Source organism: Streptomyces sp. NBC_01003 (genome assembly GCF_045162695.1).
Classification (GTDB): Bacteria; Actinomycetota; Actinomycetes; order Streptomycetales; family Streptomycetaceae; genus Streptomyces.
Map to the genome: position 1 here is coordinate 2,480,625 of NZ_CP108707.1, position 23,939 is coordinate 2,504,563.

Genomic DNA, 23,939 nt, shown 5'->3' on the forward strand with positions numbered 1-23,939 from the left:
ATAAGAGCGGTCTGAGTGTGCGCGACCGCCCCGTCATCATTGTCGATCAAGGCCCCGCCCCACAAACCGCCGCTTGCGCGAGACACCCCCGGGGCCCGGGAGGGCACATGGGGACACGCCCTAGGGTGGTCGACCATGACATGGCTGATCACAGGTGGAGCGGGTTATATCGGGGCACATGTGGCGCGGGCGATGGCCGCCGCCGGGGAGGACGTGGTCGTCCTCGACGACCTCTCGACCGGGGTGGCCGAACGGCTGCCGTCGGACGTCGGGCTGGTCAGGGGCTCGGCCCTGGACCCCGAGCTGGTGAAGCGGGTGTGCGCGGAGCACTCCGTGACCGGTGTGGTGCATCTCGCGGCCCGCAAACAGGTCGGCGAGTCCGTGGAGCGGCCCGAGCTCTACTACCGCGACAACGTGGGCGGCCTGGCGGTGCTCCTGGAGGCGGTCGCCGAGGCCGGCGTGCGGCGCTTCGTCTTCTCCTCGTCCGCTGCCGTGTACGGCAACCCGGATGTGGACCTCATCACGGAGTCCACCCCCTGCGCGCCGATGAGCCCCTACGGCGAGACGAAGCTGGCGGGAGAGTGGCTGGTGCGGGCGGCCGGCCGGGCGCACGGCATGGCGACCGTGTGCCTGCGCTACTTCAACGTGGCGGGCGCCGCCGCCCCCGAGCTCGCGGACACCGGCGTCTTCAACGTGATCCCGATGATCTTCGACCGGCTGAGCCGCGGCGAGGCCCCCCGGATCTTCGGTGACGACTACGGCACGCCGGACGGCACCTGTGTACGTGACTATCTGCACGTCGCCGATCTCGCCGAGGCCCATCTCGCGGCCGCGCGCCGGCTGACCGAGCCGGGCGCGACGGGCGACCTGACGGTGAACATCGGCTCCGGCGAGGGCGTCTCCGTGCGCGAACTGGTCGGCCTGATCTCCGAGGTCAGCGGCGACCCGCGGGCGGCAGTGGTCGAGCCGCGCCGCGCGGGCGACTCCCCGCGTGCGGTGGCCTCCGCGGAACTCGCGGCAAAGGAACTCGGCTGGGCGACGAGCCGTGGGGTGCGCGAGATGGTCGAGTCGGCGTGGGCGGGCTGGCGGCTGCGGCATCCGGAGACCACCGCCAACTGAACCGGGCGACGCCCTGACCTGCGGCCATTTCCGCAGGTCAGGGCATATGACAACGGTGTTCAGTGCAGTGTTTGCAGATACCCCCTACCCGTAGTTCACTGTGATCGCGGGGGCGGCCGGCCAGGCGCGCCGACGAGCGGACGGAGGGCGGTTTCCATGGGGGCCGGACACGATCACGGGCACAGCCACGCGCCCACGGGCACGGTCTCGGCCGCGCATCTGGGCCGGCTGCGCATCGCGCTCGGCATCACGCTGACCGTGATGGTGGTCGAGATCGTCGGCGGACTCCTCGCCGACTCGCTCGCCCTGGTCGCGGACGCCGCCCATATGGCGACCGACGCGCTCGGCCTCGGCATGGCGCTGCTCGCCATCCACTTCGCCAACCGCCCCGCGAGCGAACAGCGCACGTTCGGCTTCGCCCGCGCCGAGATCCTGGCCGCGCTCGCCAACTGCCTGCTGCTGCTCGGCGTCGGCGGCTATGTGCTGGTCGAGGCGATCCAGCGGTTCTTGGAGCCGGCCGAGACCGAGGGCGGGCTGACGATCGTCTTCGGCGTGATCGGTCTCGTCGCGAACATGATCTCGCTGTCGATCCTGGTGCGCGGCCAGAAGGAGAGCCTCAACGTGCGCGGCGCCTTCCTCGAGGTGGCCGCCGACGCGCTGGGCTCGGTCGCCGTGATCATCTCGGCGACGATCATCCTGACCACCGGCTGGCAGGCCGCCGACCCGATCGCGTCGATCGCGATCGGCCTCATGATCGTCCCGCGGACCGTGAAGCTGCTGCGGGAGACGCTGAACGTGCTGCTCGAAGCGGCACCGAAGGGCGTCGACATGGCAGAGGTGCGGGCCCACATCACGGGACTCCCCGGCGTCCTGGACATCCACGACCTGCACGCCTGGACGATCACGTCGGGCATGCCCGTTCTGTCCGCACACGTGGTCGTGAGCTCGGAGGCCCTCAACGCCATCGGCCACGAGAAGATGCTGCACGAGCTCCAGGGCTGCCTCGGCGTCCACTTCGACGTCGAGCACTGCACGTTCCAGCTGGAGCCGGTCGGTCACGCGGAGCACGAGGCGAAGCTCTGCCACTGACTGCCCGCTTTCTCGGGGCAGGCGTGCACGCTGCGTGCTACGTTGGCCATGGATCTTGAGGAGGTGGGTTGATGACTGTCGTCGCGGTGAGCGCTGCCCCGCGCAGCGACAGGTGCATCCCCATCTTCCGGGCCCACGGCTGACCCTTCCCGCTCACCCAGCAGGAGTGCGCGTCGGCGGGGCCCTCTCACCCAAGGGTTCAAACCGTTGACCGACAACGTCGTACGTGACGCCTTCTTCGCCCTGCACCACGGACTTCCCCGGCAGGGCCCCGGCTCCGACTCCACCACCCTGCGGCTCCTGTCCTTCGTGGGGCCGCTGCCCGAGCGCCCGCGCGTGCTCGACCTCGGCTGCGGCCCCGGCCGCTCCGCGCTGCTCCTGGCCGCCGAGACCGGCGGCGAGGTCACCGCGGTCGACCTCCACGAGCCGTTCCTCGACGAGCTGCGCGCCGCCGCGAAGGCGCGGGGCCTCGCCGACCGAATCCACCCCGTCAACGCCGACATGGGCGAACTCCCCTATCAGGATGCTTCGTTCGATCTGATCTGGGCCGGGAGCTCGGCGTACTCCATCGGCTTCGACAACGCGCTGCGGCGGTGGAAGCGGCTGCTCGCCCCGGGCGGCTCGCTCGTGCTCACCGAGTGCGAGTGGACCACCGCCGAGCCGTCCACCGAGGCGCGGGCCTTCTGGGAGCCGCACTACGCGCTGCGGACGGCCGAGGAGAACGTCCGGGCCTGCACCGAAGCCGGGTACTCCGTGCTCGGCATCCACCGGCAGCCCGAGTCCGACTGGGACGAGTACTACGGCCCGCTCGCCGAGCGCGCCGACGCCACGGACCCGCAGGCACCCGGCATGGCCGAGGCCCTCGCGGGCGCGCGCGCCGAGCTGGCGATGCGGCGCGACCACGGCGGGGACTACGGCTACACCGGCTACGCGCTGCGCCCCGCGGCGTCGTGGCCCACGCGGCCGGAGTCCGCCGCCGACATCACGGCCGTCCACGCCGTGAACGCCGCCGCCTTCCCGACGGCGGCGGAGGCCGACCTGGTGGACGCCCTGCGGGCGGACACCGACGCGTGGCTGCCCGGCCTCTCGTACGTCGCCGAGGCACCGGACGGCACCGTGGCGGCACACGCGCTGATCACCCGCTGCCTGGTCGGCGGGGCACCCGCGGCGGCCCTGGCACCCGTCGCGGTCCTGCCTCAGTACCAGCGCACGGGCGCCGGTTCGGCCGTCGTCCGCGCGGTGCTCGACGCGGCACGCGCGCGTGGGGAGCGCCTCGTCCTCGTACTGGGACACCCGGCGTACTACCCGAAATTCGGCTTCACCCCGGCCTCCGGGTACGGCATCCGGCCCGGATTCGAGGTGCCGGACGAGGCGATGATGGCGCTCGTCCTGGGCGCGGCGGACGGTTCCTGGCAGGTGCCGCAGGGCACGATCACCTACCCGGCCGCTTTCGGCGTCTGACCCTGTGCATGTCCCGCCCGGCCCTCCGGGCGGGACATGCGGGCGCTGCCAAGTGCCGGGACTGTCTGCCCCGTACGGCAGACTTGGGGTTCGAGGACCGAAGCGAAGGATGGGTATGCCGACCACACCTGCCACCGCGGCGAACAGTTCGTCGAACGGCACCGGAGAAGCGATCTTGCTGGAACTCGTGGACGAGGACGGCAGGACGATCGGCACGGCGGAGAAGCTCTCCGCGCATCAGGCGCCCGGACGGCTGCACAGAGCGTTCTCCGTGTTCCTCTTCGACGAACAGGGCCGGCTGCTGCTCCAGCAGCGCGCGCTCGGCAAGTACCACTCCCCCGGCGTGTGGTCGAACACGTGCTGCGGGCACCCGTATCCGGGCGAGGCGCCGTTCGCCGCGGCCGCCCGCAGGACGTTCGAGGAGCTGGGGGTCTCGCCCTCGCTGCTCGCGGAGGCGGGGACGGTGCGCTACAACCACCCGGACCCGGACTCGGGCCTGGTGGAGCAGGAGTTCAACCACCTGTTCGTGGGGATGGTCCAGGCGCCGCTGCGGCCGGATCCCTCCGAGGTGGGCGAGACCGCGTACGTGACGGCGGAGGAGCTGGCCGTGCGGCACGCCCAGGGTCCGTTCTCGGCGTGGTTCATGACCGTGCTGGACGCGGCGCGGCCGGCGATCCGGGAGCTGACGGGGCCGTCCGCCGGCTGGTGAGTCCGCCGCTCAGGCGTCGGCGGGCTTGAGGGGCAGGGCGGCCCAGATCACCTTGCCCCCGCTCGCCGTGTGCTCGACGTCGCACACCCCGCCCGCCTCGCGGGTGACCTCGCGTACGAGGAGGAGGCCGCGCCCGCCCGTCTGCCCGTCGGTGGCCTCCAGGGCGGTCGGGCGGTAGGGGTGCTCGTCCTCCACGGAGACGCGCACCCACTCGGCGCCGACGGCGACCTCCACCGCGAGGACGGGTGAGAGCAGGGCCGCGTGCCGCACGGCGTTGGTGACCAGCTCGGAGACGATGAGCAGCAGCCCCTGAACGAGGTCGTCGGAGGCGGGTACGCCCTGACGGACCAGCAGGTCACGGACGGCGTGCCGGGCCTGCGGCACGGACGCGTCGACGGCCTGCGCCGTGAAGCGCCAGACCCCCTCGTACGGCAGCGGACTTCCCGGTTGCTGATCGGGGGGCAATCCCCCAGTGTCTTGAGGACTCGGGCGGGACCCCCACCCCTGGTCGCTCATCGTCCGGTCGCCGCCCTTGCGCTCGATTGTCACCACACATCGAGTGTTGGGAATCCACTGGTCCATACCGAATGACTGACCAGAAGTCAGCGAGTATCGACGTAATTTGACCGTTGGCGTATGACAGCGTCAGGTGTGCGACTGATCCTGCCGTTCTAGTTCCCTCTTCCATGGCTATTCAGGTTGTACGTGTTTGGACTCGTCATCGGCCGTCATGAGCCCCACGACGCGTCGGCCGCCGAGCCCGGTGGCGAGAAGGCCCAGGCCGTCGAAGAGCAGCGCGAGCGAGAAGAAGCAACCGATGACGTAGCGGCTGCTGCTCGGCCAGTTGCCGAGGACGAGGACGCCGAGCAGGATGCCGAAGGCGCCCTGCACGAGCGTCCAGCCGAACTGGGGTCCACGCACCACGAGCCCGCCGACCAGCCGGAACACACCACCCGTGAGGAACAGCAGCGCCGCGAACATGGTGAGCGCCTCGGCCGTGCCCTCCGGGTGATGGATCACCACGACGCCCGCGGCGAGGTTGAGCGCGGCGACGACGACGCCCAGCCAGAAGAAATTGGTGCCCCTCGACTGGATGGCGTGCAGGAGGCCGACGATACCGCCGATGAGCAGCAGCCAGCCGAAGAGGAGCATCGACGTCAGTGTGGCGACACCGGTGTAGACGAGGCCCACGAGTCCGGCGAGCACGAGGACGCCGCCGAGTCCGGCGATCCAGCCGAATCCGCGCCGCAGCTTCTTCGAGCCCGTCGCCGGATCAGCCCCTTCGTGGTGGGACCGTGCGTCTCTGTGGTGGGACCGTGCCATGACGCCTCCTCGCCGGTCACCCCTTCTTGATCGTACGTTCGAGGCATGCGGATAGCATCCGGCCCATGTCGCACACACCGCCGCAGCTCACGCACTCGGTCACCGACGGCATCGCCACCGTCGTCATCGACCACGCCGCCAAACGGAACGCCATGACGGACGGCATGTGGCGCTCGCTGCCGCCGCTGCTCGCTTCCCTCGACGCCGATCCTGCGGTGCGGGTGCTCGTGCTGACCGGGGCCGGCGGGACGTTCTGCGCGGGCGCCGACATCTCCACGCTCGGCGGCTCGGGGTCGCGGGCGCAGGAGCTCGCAGTCGCGGCCGAGGAGGCGCTCGCGGCCTTCGCCAAGCCGACGCTGGCCGCCGTGCGCGGGTACTGCGTGGGCGGCGGCTGTCAGCTGGCGGCGGCCTGTGACCTGCGGTTCGCGGCCGAGGACGCGCTGTTCGGGGTCACGCCGTCGAAGCTGGGGATCGTGTACCCGGCGGGCTCGACGCGCCGCCTCGCCTCTCTGGTGGGCCCCGCGGCGGCCAAGTACCTGCTGTTCTCGGGCGAGTTGATCGGTACGGAGCGTGCCCTGCGGACCGGGCTCGTGGACGAGGTGCTCGCCGGGGACGAACTGGACAAGCGGGTCGGCGAGTTCGCTCGGATCCTGGGTGGGCGCTCGCAGCTGACGCAGGCCGCGGCGAAGGAGTTCGCCGACGGCCGCGTGGAGCGGGCCGCGCACTGGGCCGAGCAGGCGCGCGGGAGCGGCGACACCGCGGAGGGTGTCGCCGCGTTCCTGGAGCGCAGGAAGCCGCGCTTCACATGGACCACGTCGGGATGAAACGGCTGTCCTGGCCTACGCATGGAGGAGGCGGCTCTCCGCACTACGCCTGGAGAAAGCGGCTCTGCGCGCGGAACTTCTCCACGAGGTGCGCGGGGGCCTTCTCGGGCGAACCCGCGTCGTACGGCGGCTGCGGGTCGTACTCGGTGAGCAGTTGTACGGCCTGCGCGTGCTCGTCGCCCGCGATCGTGCCGACGAGGGTCAGGCCCATGTCGATGCCGGAGGAGACCCCGGCGGCGGTGACGTACTTGCCGTCGACGACGACCCGTTCGCCCGTCGGCTCGGCGCCGAACTTCTTCAGGGCGTCGAGCGCCAGCCAGTGCGACGTCGCGCGCCGGCCGTCCAGCAGACCGGCGGCGGCGAGGAGCAGCGACCCCGTGCACACGGAGGTCGTCCAGGTGCTGGTGGCGTCGGCGGCGCGCAGCCAGTCGAGCAGGACCTCGTTCTCCATCTGCGCGCTCTGGCCCGGCCCGCCGGGGACGATGACGATGTCCGGGTCGGTCAGCTCCGACAGCGTCTTGTCGGCGGTGAGGGCGAGCCGTCCGGTGTCCGACCGCACGGGCCCGGTCCGCTCGGCGACGAAGGTGAGTTCCGCGTCGGGGAGCCTGCCGAGCGTCTCGTAGGGGCCGACGGCGTCGAGCGCGGTGAAGCGGTCGAAAAGGACGATGGCGATCTTCATCGGGTGCCTTTCGGTCAGGAACGGGTGGGCTCGGACGGGCGCCGGCCCGTTGTACGGGTTCCGGGTGCGCAGAAGCGGCGGCGGTACTCGGCCGGGGACGCGCCGAGCGCTCTGGTGAAGGCGCGGCGCATCGCCTCGGGGGTGCCGTAGCCACAGGTGCGGGAGATCTCCTCGACGCCGTCGGAGGTGTCCTCCAGGAGGCGGCGCGCCTGTTCGAGGCGGACCAGGTCGACGTACCGGCCCGGGGTCATGCCGGTCTCGGCCTGGAAGGCGCGGGCGAAGTGGCGCGGCGAGAGGCGGGCGCGGGAGGCGAGCGACTCGACGGAGAGGTCGTCGTCGGGGTGCTCGGTGATCCAGTGCTGGACCTCGCGCAGCGGCTCGCGCCGCGCGGTCTGGGCGGAGAGCTGGGCACTGAACTGGGCCTGGTTTCCCGGGCGTCGCAGGAACACGACGAGGTGGCGGGCGACCGTCAGCGCGGTGTCCCGGCCGTGGTCCTCCTCGACGAGCGCGAGGGCGAGGTCGATGCCCGCGGTGACGCCCGCCGAGGTCGCCACGTTCCCGTCGCGTACGTAGATGGGGTCCGGGTCGACCTCGACGGCCGGGTGGTCGCGGGCGAGGCGGTCGCAGTACGCCCAGTGCGTGGTCACCCGGCGGCCGTCGAGCAGGCCCGCCTCGGCGAGCAGGATGGCGCCCGTGCAGACGGAGACGAGGCGCTGCGCGCGCGGGCCGTGCTCCCGCAGCCAGGCGGTCAGACGCGGATCCGGGCGGCGCGTGCCCCGGCCGCCGGGGACGAGGAGCGTGTGCGGGGCGGGCGCGTCGGCGAGTGCGTGGTCGGGGACGAGCGTGAGCCCGCTGGAGGTGCGGACGGGCCCGCCGTCGAGGGAGGCCGTGCGGATGCGGTACGTGTCCCCGGGGCGCGGACCCCGGCAGAGGGCGGCTCCGGCGAAGACCTCTGCCGGGCCGGTCACGTCCAGGCTCTGGACGTCGTCGAACAACAGGATGAGCACGGTACGGGCGGCCATAAGGCCAGTCTTCGGGCACGGCGGGACGGCCGCAATGACGAGTACCCCACCTTCCCTGCCATCGCGCGCCTGACGTGGTGGGAGCGGTTCGGTGAATCGTTGGGCGAACGTTTCGGCGAAGGGGCCGCGCCCCGCACGTTCCGCCCGTACCAACCAGTCGGTAACGTACTCGCATGACGACCACCCCGGACCCCCGCGCCGCCCGCCGCTGCCACAACATGCTCAACCCGTTCCACTCGATGCACTACTTCTCGCCCGACCTGGGCAAGGAGCTGGGCGCCATCGGGATCACCCACCGGAGCGCGGCGTACTTCGCGGCCCGCGCGGCGGCGATGGGGGCCGTCGGTGCCGGGACCGTGACGGCGACCTTCTACAACTTCAAGCACGAGCTCGTCGCGGAACACGTGCCCGCGGTGTGGGAAACGGCCTCCCCGGAGACGGTCCTCGCGGCACGCGCGCGTGCCGTCGACTCGACGCTGCGCAGGCTCCTGGGCGACGAGATCGTGGCCTCCCCGGAGATGGCCGAGGCCGCCGCTCTCGCGCTTCGGGCCACGGAGGCCTGCACCCGCCACGCCCGGCCGCTGTACGCCGCCCACGCCGACCTGCCGGTGCCCGAGGAGCCGCACCTCGCGTACTGGCACGCCGCCACGCTGCTGCGCGAGCACCGCGGCGACGGGCATCTGGCCGCGCTGCTCGCCACTGACCTCGACCCCGTCGAGGCGCTGGTGAGCCATGTCGCGACCGGCAAGGGCATGGCCCCGAAGTGGCTGCTCGCCACGCGCGGCTGGACCCGCGAGGAGTTCGACGCGGCCGCCGACCGGCTGCGGGAGCGCAAGGTGCTCGACGCGCAGGGCGAGTTGACCGAACTCGGGGCGGCGCTGCGCCACGACCTGGAGGCCCAGACCGACCGGCTCGACCGGGAGCCGTACGCGCACCTGGGCGAGGCGGGCGTGGCCCGGCTCACGGAGCTGGCGGGCGGTTTCATGGGCACCGCCCTCGGCGCGGGCGCGTTCCCCGCCGACCTGATCGGCAAGACCGCCTGAACGGACACCCGGCGCCGGCAGGCCGGTGGGCTGCCCCCCGTTGTCGGCGCCACCTGCCACAATTGCCGCGCACCCTCAGTTGAGAAGGCGGTACGGCATCGTGGCAACACCCAGCGCAGGTCCCATCACGGGGTCCATCGAAGGCAGGATTGCCGAGGAGCTCGGCGTACGGGAGCGGCAGGTGAAGGCCGCCGTCGAGCTGCTCGACGGCGGTTCGACGGTCCCGTTCATCGCGCGCTACCGCAAGGAAGCGACCGAGATGCTCGACGACGCGCAGCTGCGCACGCTCGAGGAGCGGCTGCGCTATCTGCGGGAGCTGGAGGAGCGGCGTGCGGCGGTCCTCGACTCGGTCAGGGAACAGGGCAAGCTGACCGACGAGTTGGCGGCACAGATCATGGCCGCCGAGACCAAGGCGCGCCTCGAGGACATCTATCTGCCGTTCAAGCCGAAGCGCCGCACCAAGGCGCAGATCGCGCGCGAGGCGGGGCTGGAGCCGCTGGCGGACGGGCTGCTCGGGGACCCCACGGTGGAACCGGCTGCCGCGGCGGCCGCGTTCGTCGACGCCGACAAGGGCGTCGCGGACGCGCAGGCCGCGCTCGACGGCGCCCGTGCCATCCTCACCGAGCGCTTCTCCGAGGACGCCGACCTGATCGGCGAGCTGCGTGAGCGCATGTGGAGCCGGGGTCACCTGGCCGCCAAGGTCCGCGAGGGCAAGGAGGAGGCGGGCGCCAAGTTCGCCGACTACTTCGACTTCTCGGAGCCGTTCACCGCGCTGCCCTCCCACCGGATCCTCGCGATGCTCCGCGGCGAGAAGGAGGACATCCTCGACCTGGCCCTGGAGCCGGAGGAGCCGGGCGACGTCGCCGGTGGCCCGTCCTCGTACGAGCCGATCGTCGCGGACCGGTTCGGGATCAGGAACCAGGGACGGCCCGGGGACAAGTGGCTGGCCGACACGGTGCGCTGGGCCTGGCGTACCCGCATCCTGGTGCACCTCGGCCTCGATCTGCGGCTGCGGCTGCGCACGGCCGCGGAGGACGAGGCCGTGCAGGTCTTCGCGGCGAACCTGCGGGACCTGCTGCTCGCCGCCCCGGCGGGCACACGCGCGACGCTGGGCCTCGACCCCGGCTTCCGTACGGGCGTGAAGGTCGCGGTCGTCGACGCGACGGGCAAGGTCGTGGCGACGGACGTCATCCACCCGCACGTGCCCGCCAACCGGTGGGACGAGGCGCTGGCCAAGCTGGCCCGCCTCGCGGCCCAGCACTCGGTCGACCTGATCGCGATCGGCAACGGCACGGCGTCGCGCGAGACCGACAAGCTCGCCGGTGAACTCATCACCAAGCACCCGGAGTTGAACCTCACCAAGGTGATGGTGTCGGAGGCGGGCGCATCGGTGTACTCGGCGTCGGCCTTCGCCTCGCAGGAGCTGCCCGACATGGACGTGTCGCTGCGCGGCGCCGTGTCGATCGCCCGCCGCCTCCAGGACCCGCTGGCCGAACTGGTGAAGATCGACCCGAAGTCGATCGGTGTCGGCCAGTACCAGCACGACCTGTCCGAGGTGAAGCTGTCGCGCTCCCTGGACGCGGTCGTCGAAGACTGTGTGAACGGCGTGGGCGTGGACGTGAACACGGCGTCCGCTCCCCTCCTCGCCCGCGTGTCCGGCATCGGCTCGGGCCTCGCGGAGAACATCGTGGCGCACCGCGACGCGAACGGCCCGTTCACGTCCCGCAAGGGCCTCAAGGACGTGTCCAGGCTGGGCCCGAAGGCGTACGAGCAGTGCGCGGGCTTCCTGCGGATCCGCGGCGGCGACGACCCGCTCGACGCGTCGTCCGTGCACCCGGAGGCGTACCCCGTGGTCCGCCGCATGGTGAAGACGACGGGCGGCGAGGTCGCGTCCCTGATCGGGAACGCGGCGGCGCTGCGCGGGCTGCGGCCGGCCGAGTTCGTGGACGACAAGTTCGGTCTGCCGACGGTCTCGGACATCCTGAAGGAGCTGGAGAAGCCGGGGCGCGACCCGCGTCCCGCCTTCAAGACGGCGACCTTCAAGGACGGCGTCGAGAAGATCTCCGACCTGGCCTCCGGGATGGTGCTCGAGGGCGTCGTGACGAATGTGGCGGCGTTCGGCGCGTTCGTGGACGTCGGTGTGCACCAGGACGGGCTCGTGCACGTGTCCGCGATGTCGAAGACGTTCGTGAAGGACCCGCGGGACGTCGTGAAGCCGGGTGACATCGTCAAGGTGAAGGTCCTCGACGTGGACATCCCGCGCAAGCGCATCTCGCTGACGCTGCGTCTCGACGACGAGGCGGCGACGGGCGAGCCGGGCGCCGGTGGCGGGGCCGGTGCTGCTGCCGGTGGCGGCCGCCGGGAGCGCGGCGGACGCCCGCCGCAGCAGCGAGGGCAGCAGCGCCAGGGACAGGCCGGCCAGGCACAGGGCGGCCAGGGCCAGGGCGGCCAGGGCCGACGCCAGCAGGGCCAGGGCCAGCAGTCCCAGGGGCAGCGGCGCGGTGGCGCGTCCGCGCCGGCGCCCGCGAACAGTGAGATGGCCGAGGCGCTGCGCCGCGCGGGCCTGCTCGACCCGAAGAAGCGCTGACACACCCGGGGCCGGTCACCACGCAGGTGACCGGCCCCGGGCAGCACGTCGACGCGGGCGGCCCATGTATACGCGGCCTGCACGCGTCAGCCCGGCGCCACACGTCAGCCCACGCGGCACCCGTCAGCCCATGGGGCGCACCTCAGACCGACAGCTCCGTCACCTTGCCGTTGGCGACCTCGAGACGCCGCTGCGTCCTGACGGCGTCCAGCATGCGGCGGTCATGGGTGACGAGCAGGAGCGTGCCCTCGTACGAGTCGAGCGCCGACTCCAGCTGCTCGATGGCGGGCAGGTCGAGGTGGTTGGTCGGCTCGTCCAGGACGAGCAGGTTGACGCCCCGGCCCTGGAGCAGCGCCAGCGCGGCGCGGGTGCGCTCGCCCGGCGACAGCGTGGCCGCCGACCGCAGGACGTGATCGGCCTTCAGGCCGAACTTCGCGAGCAGGGTGCGCACCTCGGCCGGCTCGGTGTCCGGCACGGCCGCGCAGAACGCGTCGAGCAGCGACTCCGAGCCGTGGAACAGGGCCCGCGCCTGGTCGACCTCGCCCACGACGACACCGGAGCCGAGCGTCGCGTGCCCCGCGTCCAGCGGCACCCGGCCGAGGAGCGCGCCGAGCAGCGTCGACTTCCCGGCGCCGTTCGCCCCCGTGATCGCGATGCGGTCGGCCCAGTCGATCTGGAGCGAGACCGGACCGAGCGTGAACTCGCCGCGCCGCACCTCTGCGTCGCGCAGCGTGGCGACGACGGCGCCGGAGCGCGGCGCCGCCGCGATCTCCATGCGCAGCTCCCACTCCTTGCGCGGCTCGTCCACGACGTCGAGGCGCTCGATCATGCGCTGCGTCTGCCGGGCCTTGGCCGCCTGCTTCTCGCTGGCCTCGCTGCGGAACTTGCGGCCGATCTTGTCGTTGTCCGTCGCCTTGCGGCGGGCGTTCTTGACGCCCTTGTCCATCCAGCCGCGCTGCATCTGGGCGCGGCCTTCGAGCGCGGCCTTCTTGTCGGCGTACTCGTCGAACTCGTCGCGCGCGTGCCGGCGGGCGACCTCGCGCTCCTCCAGGTAGGCCTCGTATCCGCCGCCGTAGAGGTTGATCTCCTGCTGGGCGAGGTCGAGCTCCAGGACCTTGGTGACGGTGCGGGTCAGGAACTCTCGGTCGTGGCTGACGACGACCGTGCCCGCGCGCAGCCCGCGCACGAAGGACTCCAGGCGCTCCAGGCCGTCCAGGTCGAGGTCGTTGGTCGGCTCGTCGAGCAGGAACACGTCGTAGCGCGACAGCAGCAGCGAGGCGAGGCCCGCGCGCGCGGCCTGGCCGCCGGAGAGCGAGGCCATCTCCTGGTCGAGCCCGACGCCGAGGCCGAGGGAGCCGGTGATCTCCTCGGCGCGCTCGTCGAGGTCGGCGCCGCCGAGGTCGAGCCAGCGCTCCAGGCTCACGGAGTACGCGTCGTCGGCCCCCGGGGCCCCGTCGACGAGGGCCTGGGTGGCCTCGTCCATGGCGCGCTGCGCGGCGTCGACGCCGGTGCGGCGGGCGAGGAACTCGCGCACGGTCTCGCCGGGGCGGCGCTCCGGCTCCTGGGGCAGGTGCCCCACGGTCGCGCCGGGCGGCGAGAGCCGCAGCTCGCCCTGCTCGGGGGTGTCGAGGCCGGCGAGGAGCTTGAGGAGCGTGGACTTCCCGGCGCCGTTGGCGCCGACGAGCCCGATCACGTCCCCGGGCGCGACCACAAGGTCGAGCCCGGAGAACAGGGACCGGTCGCCGTGCCCGGCGGCGAGGTTCTTGGCTACGAGAGTGGCAGTCATCAGACCGCCGATTTTAGCGATCGGACGGACCGCCCACGCCCGCCGCTCCCCGGCTGGGGAAGACCCCCCCCTCACCGGGCCATCGGCGCCACCAGCACGCTGCCCGTGGTGCGGGCCACGACGAACGACTCGCCCCTGGTCGCCTTCGGGTCGAGGGCGATGCGGTGGCGGCCCGGTTCCAGTACGGCGTCGAAGACGTCCTGGGCGTGGCTGCGGTAGAGCCGGTCGAGGCGGTACGCGGTGAGGCGGACCCGGCAGGCGGAGGTGACCTCCAGGCCCGCCTCCCCGTCGGCGGCGACGAGGCGGGTGAGGCGGCGCTGCGGGACCGCGCGGCGGTCCAGGGCGCTCTCTATCTGGGCGACGAGGAGCGGGATGATCGGGGCGAGCCCGTCCACGTAGGCGGTCTCGGCACCCGCCCGCTCGAACTGTTCGCGCACCGCGGCCCGGTCGGACTCGCTGACGGCGCGGCCGAAGGCGACCGCGCCGTAGGTGCGCAGTTCGTCGGGCGGCACACCGGCCGCGTCCTGGGTGATCTCGGCGCCGATGCCGATGGTGCGCAGCGCGGCGGCGAGCTTGGCGAGGACGGCGACGCGGGCCCCGATGAGCAGGACGCGGCGGGCCGGGGCGGGCTCCGCGCCGCCGTCGAGCAGCGGCCGCAGGGACTCGCGGTACGCGGCGCCGTGGAAGCGGAAGGGGCCTATGCCGCGGTAGCCGTTGAGCTCCAGGTCGGCTCGTTCCTCGGTCTGCCAGGCGAAGTCCCGCCAGATGACGTCGGGCCCGTCCGCCTCGATGACCGCGGTGACGGCCCCGCATTCGAGGCCCTCGCACTCGGGGCACCCGTAGATGACGTAGCGGCCGTCGGGGAGCGGAGCGTCCGCTTCGAGGAGCAGGCTGCGGACGTGGGCCGTGAAGATCGCCGGCGGGATGTCGGAGGCGAGCGGGGAGACGGCGTCGAGGTCGGAGAGCTGGAACAGCAGCGGCGAGCCGTTCACGATGAAGTCCAGGAACTCCCGGTGGACTTGGTAGTCCCCGTTCGTGAGAACTCCACCGGCGCGCATGGCCGGTGCCAGGCCGAAAGTCGCGTACTCGGCAGACATGCCCTGAGTATTCCCACCCGCGACCTGATGTGAGCACGGCATGACCCATTCCGCTACTGGGGTTCATTCGCAGTGCATCGGGCTTCGGCTGGCCCGGTGGTGAAGCGAATCTGGTGGTTGCGACGCGGTGCGTCGCGGCGTCTTTGTGGCGGAGCCGGGCTGGGGGGCGTGAACGGTGACAGTCCGTACGAACGTTCCCCAGGACAGCGGACGTTCGGCATGTCTAGTGTGATCGTCATGCAGCTCCGGTACGCCTTCAGGTTGTACCCGGACACCAGCCAGCAGACAGCGTTGGCGAAGGCGTTCGGGTGCGCCCGCGTCGTGTTCAACGATGCGGTGCGCGCCCGTGAGGACGCCCGCGCGGCCGGGACGGCCTTCCCGAAGATCGGTGAGCTGTCCACCCGCCTGATCACCCAGGCGAAGCAGACCGCTTCGCGGTCCTGGCTGGGCGAGGTCTCCGCCGTCGTCCTCCAGCAGTCACTGCGGGATGTCGAGACCGCCTACCGCAACTTCTTCGCCTCCCTGAACGGCACCCGGAAGGGACCCAGGATTAGTGCGCCGCGGTTCAAGTCCCGCAAGGACTCCCGCCAGTCGATCAGGTTCACCACCAACGCCCGCTGGAGCATCACCGGCAGCGGCCGGCTGAACCTGCCGAAGATCGGGCGGTGAAGGTGAAGTGGTCCCGCACGCTGCCCGCCACTGCCACCTCGGTCACCGTCGTCAAGGACGCGGCCGGACGGTACTTCGCCTCCTTCGTCATCGACACCGACCCCAGCGCCGACGCGACACGGATGCCCGAAACCGACCGCACCATCGGCATCGACCTGGGCCTCACCCACTTCGCGGTCCTGTCCGACGGCACAAAGATCGACTCCCCCCAGGTTCCTGCGGCGCGCGGAGAAGAAACTGAAGAAGGCCCAGCGCGAGATGTCCCGCAAACAGAAGGGATCGAAAAACCGCGCCAAGGCCCGCCTCAAGGTCGCCCGCGCCCACGCCAAAGTCGCCGACGCCCGTCGCGAGTTCCACCACCAGCTCTCCACGCAACTGATCCGCGACAACCAAGCGATCGGCGTGGAGGACCTGTCGGTGTCGGGCCTGGCGCGGACCAAGCTGGCCAAGTCCGTCCACGACGCCGGCTGGTCCTCGTTCGTGCACATGCTTCAGTACAAAGCGGAGCGATACGACCGCACCCTGGTCAAGATCGGCCGGTTCGAGCCGACGAGCCAGGTCTGCTCCACCTGCGGTGTCAAGGACGGGCCCAAGCCCCTTGATGTCCGGGAGTGGACCTGTGCCACTTGCGGCGCGGTCCACGACCGGGACATCAACGCCGCGATCAACGTGAAAACGGCCGCCGGACTGGCGGTATCGGCCTGCGGAGCGCCGGTAAGACCAGAACCCGTTCTGGCACAGCGCGAAGAAGCAGGAAGCCACGGATTCTCGACCGAACCCCGTGCCGCGTAGTGGCACAGCAACGATCGAGAAGGCCAGAATCCTCGGGCTTCAGCCCGAGGAGCAAGTCAAGGTCCGCTCGTGGACAGTGACGCGAGCAGCGATGTGATCGTGGTCGGCGGCGGGGTCATCGGCCTGACGACGGCTCTTGAACTCGTACGCATGGGGCGGCGCGTGCGGGTCTGGACGCGGGATCCCACCGCTCTGACGACGTCGGCGGTCGCGGGCGCGCTGTGGTGGCCGTACAGGATCGACCCGGTGGAACGGGTGAGCGACTGGTCGCTGCGGTCCCTGCGCGTGTACGAGGAGTTGGCGGCGCAGCCCGGTCCTGCGGGCGTGCGCATGGCGGAGGGCGTGCAGGCCGACACCGTCCTTGAGGGTCTTGGACCGTGGGCGGACGGGGTGGCGGGGCTTCGTCCGGCGACCCCGGCGGAGTACGGGGGCGGCACGGGCCTGTGGGCGCGGCTTCCGCTGGTGGACATGCCGGTGCACCTGGAGTGGCTGAAGGAGCGCTTCCTGGCGGCGGGCGGGCGCGTGGAGACACGGGAGGTCACGGATCTCGCGGAGGCGGGCGCGGAGGCGCCGGTCGTCGTGAACTGCACGGGCACCGGTGCCCGGGCGCTCGTACCGGACGATGCCGTACGCCCCCTGCGCGGCCAGCTCGTCCTCGTGGAGAACCCGGGTGTGGACACGTGGTTCGCCGGCGGCGGCGACTCCCCCGACACCTCGACGTACTTCTTTCCGCAGCCCGGCCGGCTGATCCTCGGCGGCACGGCACAGGAGGACGACTGGTCGCTCGAACCCGACCCCGCCGTGGCGGAGGCGATCGTGGCGCGGTGTGCGCGGGTGCGGCCCGAGATCGCGGGGGCGCGGGTCATCGGGCATCGGGTGGGGCTGCGGCCGACGCGGCCCGAGGTGCGGGTGGAGCGTGAACGGGCGCCGTGGGGCGGTGTGTTGGTGCACAACTACGGGCACGGCGGGGCCGGGGTGACGGTCGCGTGGGGCTGCGCCCAGGAGGCAGCAGAGCTCGCCGTCTCCTGAGCGGTTCGACCGCGCGACAGCAGGTCAGCCGATCGGGTCGCCCTCCCTCTCCGTGCCCTGTCCCGGCCCGATCCGGATCTCGAAGTCGCCGTCGTACTGCTCGTGGCCGGCGATGACCGCCGCCTCGACGGCCTCGTCGCCCCTGTCGCTGCGGACGATCAGCGGGTCGTGGCGCAGGTCCCGCATGAGGGCCACGCACATCCCGATCATGACGAGGGTGAAGGGCGCGGCGACGAGGATCGTCAGGTTCTGCAGTCCCGTCAGCGCGTTGCCCGAGCCGTTGCCGATGAGGAGCATCACGGCGGCGACGGCTCCGGTGACGACGCCCCAGAAGATGACCACGAAGCGGCCGGGTTCGAGGGCGCCCTTCTGCGAGAGCGTGCCCATCACGATGGAGGCCGCGTCGGCGCCGGACACGAAGAAGATCCCGACGAGGATCATCACGAGCAGGCTCGTCGCGGTGGCGATGGGGAACTCGTCGAGCACGCCGAAGAGTTGGGCTTCGGGAGTGGTCGCGGCGCGGAGTGCTCCATGCTCCTTCAGGTCCATCGCCGTGCCGCCGAAGACCGCGAACCAGACGAGGCTGACGGTGCTGGGGACGAGGATGACGCCGCCGACGAACTGGCGGATCGTACGGCCCTTGCTGATGCGGGCGATGAACATGCCGACGAACGGCGTCCAGGAGATCCACCACGCCCAGTAGAAGACCGTCCAGCTGCCCAGCCAGGCCTCGACGCCCTTGCCGCTGGACGCCTCGGTCCTGCCGATGAGCTGCGGCAGGTCACCGAGGTACGCGCCCAGCGAGGTGGGCAGCAGGTCGAGGACCAGGATCGTCGGCCCGGCGATGAACACGAACACGATCAGGATCAGCGCGAGGACCATGTTGATGTTGGACAGCCACTGGATGCCCTTCTCGACCCCGGACACCGCCGAGGCGACGAAGGCGACGGTGAGGACCGCGATGATGGTGACGAGGAGGCCCGTGCTCGCCTTGTCCATCCAGTCGAGCACCTCGAATCCGCTGCCGATCTGCAGGGCGCCGAGGCCGAGGGACGCGGCGGAGCCGAAGAGGGTGGCGAAGATCGCGATGATGTCGATGACGCGACCCCAGGCGCCGTGCGCGTGCCGCTCGCCGATCAGCGGTACGAAGACGGAGCTGATGGTCTGCCGGCGGCGGCGCCTGAACGTGCTGTAGGCGATGGCCAGTCCGACGACGGCGTAGATAGCCCAGGGGTGCAGTGACCAGTGGAACAGGGTCGTGGCCATGGAAGTCTCCATGGCCTGGGCCGAGTCGACGGGCTGGGTGCCCGGTGGGTGCGTGGTGTAGTGGGCGAGTGGCTCGCTGACTCCGTAGAACATCAGGCCGATGCCCATGCCGGCGCTGAACATCATGGCGACCCAGGAGACGGTCCTGAACTCGGGAGTCTCGCCCTCGTCGCCCAGCGTGATCTTCCCGTACCGGCTGATCGCCAGCCAGAGAGCGAAGACGACGAAGCCGGACGCGGCCAGCATGAACGCCCAACCGCCGTTGTGGATCAGCCCTTTGAGGAGGCGTGTCGAGACGTCCTCAAGGGAGTCGGTGGCGACGGAGCCCCAGATGACGAACGCCACGGTGAGTGCGGCTGTCACGCCGAACACCACCCGGTCGGTCGCCGGACTCCGTCGCCCCGTCGCCTCCGCGGCAGGTTTGATTTCAGGATCATTCACCCCTCAGGACCTACCACAAACGACGCGAACGCCCCGGTTTCAGCACGTGGTGTCGGGCTCCCCCTCGACGAGGTGGTACGGAGCACGCGCGTCGAGGAGCAGCGTCACGAGCGCCCGTTCGGACTGGCGCAGCGGCACGAACACCCCTTCCCCCGTGCGCTCCTTGTGCACGGCGATCCCGTGCAGCGCCAGCTTGTCCTTGACGGACGCGTACTGCGACGGGTCGAGGCGGTAGCCGCACGGCGGGTTCTGGATGATCTCCGCGGGCTCGGCCGGGTCGTTGTCCGCGCCGCCGACGTAGACGGGTCCGCGGTCGCGGTAGCCGGCCACGCGGGCGGCGCCGGTGGCCGCCTCGATCCTGCCTCGATGCTGGTCGGTGAAGGTGAACAGGCCGCCCAGTGCGGAGAGTTGGCTCTTGACCCGGCGCCGGTTGTTGAGTGCCGGGTCAGCCTTCTCCGCGTCGGTCTGAGGGTCGACGCGGCTCTCGATGAGCAGTCCGACCGCGTGCTTCACGCCGGAGACGTTGCGCAGGATGCGCTCCTGCCCGTCCCCCGCGGTCTGCTTGACGGGCTCGCCGGTCACCGGGTCGGTCCAGATGCCGTACGTGCCGGTCGAGTATCCGCCCGCGTTGGCGGCAGGACGGACGTACGCCGTGGAGAGCGTCTCCGCCTCGTCGTGGACCTGGGTGTCGGTGTTGAGGTTGCGCGGCCAGAGGTCGAAGAGATCCTTGTCGTAGTACTTGGGTGTGGCCCCGTACTCGTGAAGGTCGTAGATCACGTCGGGCTTGCGGTCGCGGATGACGGCGGCCATGGCCCGCGCCTCGGCGGTCTCCAGGGCGATGTGGTCACGGTTGATGTCGACGCCGTCGGAGTTGCCGCGGGTGTTCGCGGCACGGCCGTCGGGGTTGGCGGTGGGGACGACGAGCAGGGTGGTGCGGGACAGGAAGCCCTTCGTCTTCTTGTCCTTGGCGTAGGCGAGGTCGCGGATCGTGGTGAGACACGCCTCGCGGCCGGACGGTTCGTTGCCGTGCTGGCTGCAGATGAGCAGCACGGTGTTCGCGGTCCGGTGCTCGCCGATGCGGACGAGCTGGACGGGCCTGCCCTGCTTGGTGGTGCCGGCCGTGTCGACGGAGACGCGGTCACTGCCCTTGTCGACCGCCGCGAGGAAGTCCTGCTCCTCGGGCTGACCGGTCCAGCGGGCGCCGTCGCTCTGCTCGAAACCGGTCCTCGGCGGCGCGGAGGTGGCCTGGGCCGGGGCCGTGAGCAGGGGCGCGGCGAGGGCGGCCGCCGTCGCGGCCAGGGCGAGGGTACGGATACGGGGTGCCATCGAGTGCGGCGTCATCGAGTGCTGCCTCCCGGGACGGGGCGGAACGGGCGGAGGTAGGACAGGCGCTCGGGTGCCGACGTGCGCGGCGCGGCGGCGTGGGTGCCGGCCGTGGCGGACGCGAACGCGTGGGCTCCGCCGACGAGCGGGACGCGCGCCGACGTCCCGGCCAGGTCGAGGGTGAGCGTGGGCCTGGTCGACGGTGGGTCGATGAGGTCCTTGTCGGTGCCCGCGACGATCAGCGCGAGGCGGTGGCCCGCCTGGACGACGTGGTCGCTGGGGGCCAGGTCGAGGGTGATCGTGTAGGGCTTGCCCGGGGTGAGCGGCTTGCCCTTGCGCTCCGAGGCGTAGTTGCCGAGGTCGACCCAGCCGCGGCTGAAGACGGTCCGGTCGACGTCGGCGGTCTTGGCCTCCGTCCGCAGGAAGCAGGAGCTGTCGCCGGCCGTGCTCGCGCCCCAGCAGGTGCGGTCGGTGAGCGTGGTGATGCCCTCTCCGCCGTCGGCGTAGTCACGGATGGTGGCCGGGCCGAGGTCGACGAGTACGGCCGAGAGGTGGGCGGTCGTGGTCGACGGGGTGGCGGTGACGGTGACCTTCGACGAGCCGGACAGGCGCAGGTCCTTGCCGAGCGGCTCGGTGATGAACCCGGCCTTGTCGGGCGTCGACTTGTCGATCTGCGCTGCCCAGTCGGTCTCGCTCAGCTTCGGGTCGTCGGTGAACGCCTCGGTGCCCCGGCCGTGCTTGAGGCCGAGCGTGCCGACGCCGGCCGCGCTGCCCTTGGCGGGGCTCAGACGCACCGAGTCGGTGGTGCGGGGCGGCCAGACGCGGTCGGTGGTCCAGTGATCGGGGGTGCGCTCGATGTCGGCCATCGGCTCGCGGTCCACGCCGTTGTCGTAGCCGAGGAGTTCATGGTCGAACCAGCGGTGGAGGGTGTCGACCCAGGCGTCGCGGCGGGAGTCGAAGGGGTCGACGTGGCCGGTCTGCGCGAGCCAGATCTTGCGGTCGACGCCCGCCTTCGCGAGGGCGTCCCACCACTGGCCGAAGTGCTTGGCGCGGACGTTCAGGTCCTGGATGCCGTGCACGACGAAGACGCTGGCCTTGACCTTGTCGGCGTCGGGCACATAGTTCCGCTCGTCCCACAGGCCGGTCCAGTCACCGGTCCTGGGTGCTTCGTCGACAAGTCGCTTCTGCACGGCGGCGCAGCGGGCGCGGGCCTCGGGGCTCTCGACGTAGTCGGACAGCCCGTCGGGTCCGCTGTCGTACAGGGGCGCGCCCTGCTGGAAGTAGTAGTCGTACCAGGAGGAGATGCCGCCGATCGGGACGATCGTCTTCAGGCCCTCGACTCCGGTCGCGGCGACGCCGTTGGCGATGGTGGCGTCGTAGCTCTTGCCGATCATGCCGGTTCTGCCGTTCGTCCAGCCGGCCTTGGCGCGTTCGGCGCCGGTGCGGCTGGTGTAGCCCTTGCCGCGGCCGTTCAGCCAGTCGACGACGGCCTTGCCGGACTGGATGTCGGAGCGGCCGCCGACGTCGACACAGCCGTCGGAGCGGTTGGTTCCCGCGAGGTCCACGGCGACGAAGGCGTAGCCGCGCGGCACGAAGTAGTTGTCGTAGTACAGCGGGAACTGGACGACGTTCCCGTGCTCGTCATACGTCTTCAGCTGGCTCTCGTTGCCGCGGCCGCAGCAGGCGTAGTACGGGCTCGCGTCCATGATCACGGGGACTTTGCGGCCCTGCTGTGCGGGTTCGCGCGGCCGGATGATGTCGACTGCGACCCGGTCGGTCTTCCCGTCGCCGTCGCCGTCGAGCCGGGTGTCGACCCAGACGGATTCGCGGATGGCCTTGTCGTACGAGTAGACGGGCTTCGACTCACGGGGCGTGGCGCTCTGGGCGGCCCCGGGAGAGACGAGGACGGCAAGGAGTGCGGCGGTGGCCGCTGTCGCGAGCGTCCTCCACAGGGGGCGCATGCGTCTCTCAGGTATCAGCATGGGGCGGAAGCTACCCCGGTGAACTCCCTTGCAAAAGAGGGCAGTCCTTGGCGATGAAAGGTCCATGGGACGGATTGGCGCATGTCGGCCGAATGGCGATCGTGTGACACGTGGGGCCATGGACATGACCGGGGCGGGAGGGGCTGAATAGGGTCGGCAACAACGTTCACGGCCCTACGACTTGGAGCTTTCGTGTACCGCAGACTCATCGCCCCGGGCGCACTGGCGGCCGCTCTCATGCTGGCGATCCCGGCATCGGCGGCGGACTTCGCTCCCGGGGCTCCGGGCATCGGCGACCCCTACTACCCGGACTACGGGAACGGCGGCTACGACGTCTCCCACTACGACCTGCGCCTCAAGTACCAGCCGAAGACGGACCTCCTGGAGGGCACGGCGACGATCCTCGCCACGTCCACGCAGGATCTCTCGCGCTTCGACCTCGACTTCGGCCTCAAGGTCAGCGAGGTCCTGGTCAACGGCAAGAAGGCCAAGTTCGCCACCTCCGGCGTGGAGGAGCTCGAGGTCACTCCGCCGGCGGGCCTGCCCAAGGGATCGTCGTTCACCGTCGTCGTCCGGTACGCCGGCAAGCCGTCCGAGGTGAAGCTGTACGGCTTCACGTCCTGGCAGCGCACCCCGGACGGCGGCATCGGGGCGAACGAGCCGGAGTCAGCGGCCTGGTGGTTCCCGTCGAACGACCACCCGCGCGACAAGGCGACGTACGACGTGTCGGTGGCCGTGCCGGACGGGACGCAGGCGATCTCCAACGGCGTGCTCCAGTCGCAGTCGTCGAAGCTCGGCTGGACGCGCTTCAACTGGCGTTCCAACAAGCCGCAGGCGACGTATCTGACCACGCTCGCGGTCGGGAAGTTCGACATCACCACGGACAAGACGGCGGACGGCCTGCCCGTCGTGAACGCGTACAGCAAGGACCTGGGCGACAACTACGGCGCGGCGCGCGCCAGCGTCGAGCGCACCACCGAGGTCGCCGAGTGGCTGGAGACGAAGTTCGGGAAGTACCCGTTCAACGCGCTCGGCGGGTACGTCCCGAACGTGCCGTCCAGCTTCGCCCTGGAGACGCAGACGCGGCCGTTCTACAGCCCGAAGCAGTTCGCGAACGGGTCGAACGTGTCGGTGATCGTGCACGAGCTGGCGCACCAGTGGTACGGGGACAGCGTCTCCGTGGACGGCTGGAAGGACATCTGGATCAACGAGGGCTTCGCCCGCTACAGCCAGTGGCTGTGGTCGGAGAAGGAGGGCGAGGGCACGGCGCAGGAGCTGGCGGACTACACCTACGCGCAGCACCCGGCCGACGACGCGTTCTGGAAGGTCGAGCCGGGTGACCCGGGCGCGGAGAACCAGTTCGACATCGCCGTGTACGACCGGGGGGCGCTGGCCATCCAGGCGCTGCGCAACGAGGTCGGCGAGAAGAAGTTCGCCGCGATCCTCAAGGGGTGGCCGCAGGAGCACGCGTACGGGAACGCGAAGGTCGCCGACTTCGTGAAGTTCGCCGAGAAGGTCTCGGGCAAGCCGCTCGCGGCGCTCTTCGACACATGGCTCTACCAGCCGTCGAAGCCTGGCACGGCCGCGGCGCAGCGGGACCGGGTCGCGCGGGCCGTGGTGGCGCCGGCGCAGCCGAAGTCGTGGAAGCAGATCGCGGCGACGAACTCGGTGCACGACCACTGAGGCTCAGTGGCCTTT

Annotated in this window: 18 protein-coding genes and 1 pseudogene; 10 read left to right on the top strand and 9 right to left on the bottom strand. The window is 71.2% G+C overall.

What is annotated here, in order from left to right:
- Positions 1-135: 135 nt before the first annotated feature.
- The 4 genes from galE to idi all read left to right on the top strand — a co-directional run bounded on the left by galE (position 136) and on the right by idi (position 4,378).
- Complete coding sequence (gene galE, locus OG698_RS11555; protein WP_406103003.1) at positions 136-1,119, top strand: UDP-glucose 4-epimerase GalE; 984 nt, start codon at positions 136-138, stop codon at positions 1,117-1,119.
- Positions 1,120-1,275: 156 nt separating this feature from the next.
- A complete protein-coding gene (locus OG698_RS11560) occupies positions 1,276-2,208 on the top strand; it encodes a cation diffusion facilitator family transporter (RefSeq protein WP_406103004.1) in 933 nt (310 codons plus the stop codon).
- Between the two features lie 207 nt (positions 2,209-2,415).
- On the top strand, positions 2,416-3,669 hold the full coding sequence (locus OG698_RS11565; RefSeq protein WP_406103005.1) for a bifunctional class I SAM-dependent methyltransferase/N-acetyltransferase: 1,254 nt from the start codon (positions 2,416-2,418) through the stop codon (positions 3,667-3,669).
- Positions 3,670-3,784: 115 nt separating this feature from the next.
- Positions 3,785-4,378, top strand: coding sequence for an isopentenyl-diphosphate Delta-isomerase (gene idi / locus OG698_RS11570; RefSeq protein ID WP_383080327.1), 594 nt, complete (start codon positions 3,785-3,787; stop codon positions 4,376-4,378).
- Between the two features lie 9 nt (positions 4,379-4,387).
- On the opposite strand, the gene OG698_RS11575 is transcribed toward idi, so the two are convergent.
- Both OG698_RS11575 and OG698_RS11580 read right to left on the bottom strand, forming a co-directional pair.
- A complete protein-coding gene (locus OG698_RS11575; RefSeq protein ID WP_406110977.1) occupies positions 4,388-4,894 on the bottom strand; it encodes an ATP-binding protein in 507 nt (168 codons plus the stop codon).
- Positions 4,895-5,068: 174 nt separating this feature from the next.
- Positions 5,069-5,701 (bottom strand): HdeD family acid-resistance protein, encoded by a 633-nt coding sequence (locus OG698_RS11580; protein ID WP_406103006.1) that lies wholly within the window; start codon positions 5,699-5,701, stop codon positions 5,069-5,071.
- A 65-nt stretch (positions 5,702-5,766) separates the two neighbouring features.
- On the opposite strand from OG698_RS11580, the gene OG698_RS11585 reads away from it, so the two are divergent.
- On the top strand, positions 5,767-6,525 hold the full coding sequence (locus tag OG698_RS11585; RefSeq protein ID WP_406103007.1) for an enoyl-CoA hydratase/isomerase family protein: 759 nt from the start codon (positions 5,767-5,769) through the stop codon (positions 6,523-6,525).
- Positions 6,526-6,568: 43 nt separating this feature from the next.
- Here the strand turns inward: OG698_RS11585 and OG698_RS11590 are convergent, their stop codons facing one another.
- A complete protein-coding gene (locus OG698_RS11590; protein ID WP_406103008.1) occupies positions 6,569-7,204 on the bottom strand; it encodes a DJ-1/PfpI family protein in 636 nt (211 codons plus the stop codon).
- A gap of 14 nt (positions 7,205-7,218) precedes the next feature.
- Positions 7,219-8,226 (bottom strand): GlxA family transcriptional regulator, encoded by a 1,008-nt coding sequence (locus tag OG698_RS11595; protein ID WP_399968238.1) that lies wholly within the window; start codon positions 8,224-8,226, stop codon positions 7,219-7,221.
- A 173-nt stretch (positions 8,227-8,399) separates the two neighbouring features.
- Here OG698_RS11595 and OG698_RS11600 point away from each other — a divergent pair, with 173 nt between their 5' ends.
- Together OG698_RS11600 and OG698_RS11605 are read left to right on the top strand one after the other, a co-directional pair.
- Positions 8,400-9,269, top strand: a complete 870-nt coding sequence (locus OG698_RS11600; protein WP_406103009.1) for an SCO6745 family protein — start codon at positions 8,400-8,402, stop codon at positions 9,267-9,269.
- A 100-nt stretch (positions 9,270-9,369) separates the two neighbouring features.
- Positions 9,370-11,856, top strand: a complete 2,487-nt coding sequence (locus tag OG698_RS11605; RefSeq protein WP_406103010.1) for a Tex family protein — start codon at positions 9,370-9,372, stop codon at positions 11,854-11,856.
- Between the two features lie 142 nt (positions 11,857-11,998).
- Here the strand turns inward: OG698_RS11605 and OG698_RS11610 are convergent, their stop codons facing one another.
- Both OG698_RS11610 and OG698_RS11615 read right to left on the bottom strand, forming a co-directional pair.
- On the bottom strand, positions 11,999-13,642 hold the full coding sequence (locus tag OG698_RS11610) for an ABC-F family ATP-binding cassette domain-containing protein (protein ID WP_406103011.1): 1,644 nt from the start codon (positions 13,640-13,642) through the stop codon (positions 11,999-12,001).
- Between the two features lie 71 nt (positions 13,643-13,713).
- The gene (locus OG698_RS11615; RefSeq protein ID WP_406103012.1) at positions 13,714-14,739 is read right to left on the bottom strand and encodes an oxidoreductase; all 1,026 of its coding nucleotides are present in this window, start codon (positions 14,737-14,739) and stop codon (positions 13,714-13,716) included.
- Between the two features lie 237 nt (positions 14,740-14,976).
- On the opposite strand from OG698_RS11615, the pseudogene OG698_RS11620 reads away from it, so the two are divergent.
- Positions 14,977-16,200: pseudogene (locus OG698_RS11620) on the top strand (RNA-guided endonuclease InsQ/TnpB family protein).
- Between the two features lie 69 nt (positions 16,201-16,269).
- Positions 16,270-17,229 (top strand): FAD-dependent oxidoreductase, encoded by a 960-nt coding sequence (locus OG698_RS11625; RefSeq protein ID WP_406103013.1) that lies wholly within the window; start codon positions 16,270-16,272, stop codon positions 17,227-17,229.
- A gap of 24 nt (positions 17,230-17,253) precedes the next feature.
- On the opposite strand, the gene OG698_RS11630 is transcribed toward OG698_RS11625, so the two are convergent.
- From OG698_RS11630 to OG698_RS11640, 3 genes are all read right to left on the bottom strand, one after another.
- The gene (locus tag OG698_RS11630) at positions 17,254-18,867 is read right to left on the bottom strand and encodes a BCCT family transporter (protein WP_406110979.1); all 1,614 of its coding nucleotides are present in this window, start codon (positions 18,865-18,867) and stop codon (positions 17,254-17,256) included.
- 108 nt (positions 18,868-18,975) lie between these two features.
- Complete coding sequence (locus OG698_RS11635) at positions 18,976-20,277, bottom strand: M14 family metallocarboxypeptidase (RefSeq protein ID WP_406103014.1); 1,302 nt, start codon at positions 20,275-20,277, stop codon at positions 18,976-18,978.
- Positions 20,274-22,241 (bottom strand): Xaa-Pro dipeptidyl-peptidase, encoded by a 1,968-nt coding sequence (locus OG698_RS11640; protein WP_406103015.1) that lies wholly within the window; start codon positions 22,239-22,241, stop codon positions 20,274-20,276. Before OG698_RS11640 ends, OG698_RS11635 begins: the two co-directional genes overlap by 4 nt.
- Positions 22,242-22,433: 192 nt before the next feature.
- On the opposite strand from OG698_RS11640, the gene OG698_RS11645 reads away from it, so the two are divergent.
- Positions 22,434-23,924 carry a M1 family metallopeptidase gene (locus OG698_RS11645; RefSeq protein WP_406103016.1) on the top strand — a complete coding sequence of 497 codons (1,491 nt, stop codon included), beginning with the start codon at positions 22,434-22,436 and terminating at the stop codon, positions 23,922-23,924.
- Positions 23,925-23,939: the final 15 nt, after the last annotated feature.

What these genes read in the sequence shown, in the direction of transcription:
- OG698_RS11610 (WP_406103011.1), bottom strand. Translation starts at nt 13,642, where the DNA reads ATGACTGCCACTCTCGTAGCCAAGAACCTCGCCGCCGGGCACGGCGAC.
- OG698_RS11595 (WP_399968238.1), bottom strand. Translation starts at nt 8,226, where the DNA reads ATGGCCGCCCGTACCGTGCTCATCCTGTTGTTCGACGACGTCCAGAGC.
- OG698_RS11585 (WP_406103007.1), top strand. Translation starts at nt 5,767, where the DNA reads ATGTCGCACACACCGCCGCAGCTCACGCACTCGGTCACCGACGGCATC.
- OG698_RS11600 (WP_406103009.1), top strand. Translation starts at nt 8,400, where the DNA reads ATGACGACCACCCCGGACCCCCGCGCCGCCCGCCGCTGCCACAACATG.
- OG698_RS11580 (WP_406103006.1), bottom strand. Translation starts at nt 5,701, where the DNA reads ATGGCACGGTCCCACCACAGAGACGCACGGTCCCACCACGAAGGGGCT.
- OG698_RS11590 (WP_406103008.1), bottom strand. Translation starts at nt 7,204, where the DNA reads ATGAAGATCGCCATCGTCCTTTTCGACCGCTTCACCGCGCTCGACGCC.
- OG698_RS11635 (WP_406103014.1), bottom strand. Translation starts at nt 20,277, where the DNA reads ATGACGCCGCACTCGATGGCACCCCGTATCCGTACCCTCGCCCTGGCC.
- OG698_RS11575 (WP_406110977.1), bottom strand. Translation starts at nt 4,894, where the DNA reads ATGAGCGACCAGGGGTGGGGGTCCCGCCCGAGTCCTCAAGACACTGGG.
- OG698_RS11640 (WP_406103015.1), bottom strand. Translation starts at nt 22,241, where the DNA reads ATGCTGATACCTGAGAGACGCATGCGCCCCCTGTGGAGGACGCTCGCG.
- OG698_RS11615 (WP_406103012.1), bottom strand. Translation starts at nt 14,739, where the DNA reads ATGTCTGCCGAGTACGCGACTTTCGGCCTGGCACCGGCCATGCGCGCC.
- OG698_RS11560 (WP_406103004.1), top strand. Translation starts at nt 1,276, where the DNA reads ATGGGGGCCGGACACGATCACGGGCACAGCCACGCGCCCACGGGCACG.
- idi (WP_383080327.1), top strand. Translation starts at nt 3,785, where the DNA reads ATGCCGACCACACCTGCCACCGCGGCGAACAGTTCGTCGAACGGCACC.
- galE (WP_406103003.1), top strand. Translation starts at nt 136, where the DNA reads ATGACATGGCTGATCACAGGTGGAGCGGGTTATATCGGGGCACATGTG.